Source organism: Flavobacterium qiangtangense, assembly GCF_042658345.1.
GTDB classification, from domain to species: domain Bacteria; phylum Bacteroidota; class Bacteroidia; order Flavobacteriales; family Flavobacteriaceae; genus Flavobacterium; species Flavobacterium qiangtangense.
Genome location: NZ_JBHSQB010000015.1, coordinates 1 through 1,980 on the forward strand (window position 1 = coordinate 1; position 1,980 = coordinate 1,980).

General features: G+C 48.8%; 1 tRNA gene and 1 rRNA gene. Both read left to right on the forward strand.

Annotated elements, in window-relative coordinates:
- Nucleotides 1-205 precede the first annotated feature (205 nt).
- Nucleotides 206-1,723: ribosomal RNA gene (locus ACFPVY_RS15705) — 16S ribosomal RNA — on the forward strand.
- Nucleotides 1,724-1,818: 95 nt separating this feature from the next.
- Nucleotides 1,819-1,892, forward strand: a tRNA-Ile gene (locus ACFPVY_RS15710).
- Nucleotides 1,893-1,980: the final 88 nt, after the last annotated feature.

Sequence of the window (1,980 nt, forward strand, 5' to 3'; positions counted from 1 at the left end):
AAAAAAAACTTTCAAGAAAGCTTGCAGGAATCAAAAAGGATTTCTACTTTTGCACCCGCTTCCTGAAACACGGATGGCGGAATAAAACAGAATGACACGTTCATAGACATATTGGATTGACAGCAAATAAAAGAGAGAGCATTGCCTGATCCGATAGGACAGGAAAAAATAGCCAAGCGAAGCGTCTATAAATTATTAAAAATATACGATGAAGAGTTTGATCCTGGCTCAGGATGAACGCTAGCGGCAGGCTTAACACATGCAAGTCGAGGGGTAGAGCTAGCTTGCTAGCTTGAGACCGGCGCACGGGTGCGTAACGCGTATGCAATCTGCCTTTTACAAAGGGATAGCCCAGAGAAATTTGGATTAATACCTTATAGCATTACAGGATGGCATCATCTTGTGATTAAAGATTTATCGGTAAAAGATGAGCATGCGTCCCATTAGCTAGTTGGTAAGGTAACGGCTTACCAAGGCTATGATGGGTAGGGGTCCTGAGAGGGAGATCCCCCACACTGGTACTGAGACACGGACCAGACTCCTACGGGAGGCAGCAGTGAGGAATATTGGACAATGGGCGCAAGCCTGATCCAGCCATGCCGCGTGCAGGATGAAGCATCTATGGTGTGTAAACTGCTTTTATACGGGAAGAAACCCTGGGACGTGTCCCAGACTGACGGTACCGTAGGAATAAGGATCGGCTAACTCCGTGCCAGCAGCCGCGGTAATACGGAGGATCCAAGCGTTATCCGGAATCATTGGGTTTAAAGGGTCCGTAGGCGGCCCTGTAAGTCAGTGGTGAAATCTCCCGGCTCAACCGGGAAATTGCCATTGATACTGCAGGGCTTGAATTATTGGGAAGTAACTAGAATATGTAGTGTAGCGGTGAAATGCTTAGATATTACATGGAATACCGATTGCGAAGGCAGGTTACTACCAATACATTGACGCTGATGGACGAAAGCGTGGGTAGCGAACAGGATTAGATACCCTGGTAGTCCACGCCGTAAACGATGGATACTAGCTGTTCGGGAGCAATTCTGAGTGGCTAAGCGAAAGTGATAAGTATCCCACCTGGGGAGTACGTTCGCAAGAATGAAACTCAAAGGAATTGACGGGGGCCCGCACAAGCGGTGGAGCATGTGGTTTAATTCGATGATACGCGAGGAACCTTACCAGGGCTTAAATGTAGTCTGACAGGCTTGGAAACAGGTTTTTCTTCGGACAGATTACAAGGTGCTGCATGGTTGTCGTCAGCTCGTGCCGTGAGGTGTCAGGTTAAGTCCTATAACGAGCGCAACCCCTGTCGTTAGTTGCCAGCGAGTCATGTCGGGAACTCTAACGAGACTGCCAGTGCAAACTGAGAGGAAGGTGGGGATGACGTCAAATCATCACGGCCCTTACGCCCTGGGCTACACACGTGCTACAATGGACGGTACAGAGAGCAGCCACTGGGCGACCAGGAGCGAATCTACAAAACCGTTCACAGTTCGGATCGGAGTCTGCAACTCGACTCCGTGAAGCTGGAATCGCTAGTAATCGGATATCAGCCATGATCCGGTGAATACGTTCCCGGGCCTTGTACACACCGCCCGTCAAGCCATGGAAGCTGGGGGTGCCTGAAGTCGGTGACCGCAAGGAGCTGCCTAGGGTAAAACTGGTAACTGGGGCTAAGTCGTAACAAGGTAGCCGTACCGGAAGGTGCGGCTGGAACACCTCCTTTCTAGAGAAAGACGAAGAAGCAAGGCTTCCGGTTTCTTTCGGAAAAGCGCAATACTCTCGCTGTTGGTTCAAAATAATACAAGAAAAGCAAAACAGAGTCTCGTAGCTCAGCTGGTTAGAGTACTACACTGATAATGTAGGGGTCCCCAGTTCGAGTCTGGGCGGGACTACTATTTTACTGCTCTTGAAAAGGAAATTTTAGAGGTTGGGTGAAGCCGTTTTAAGTACTGTTAACTGAAAACTGTTAACTGACAACTA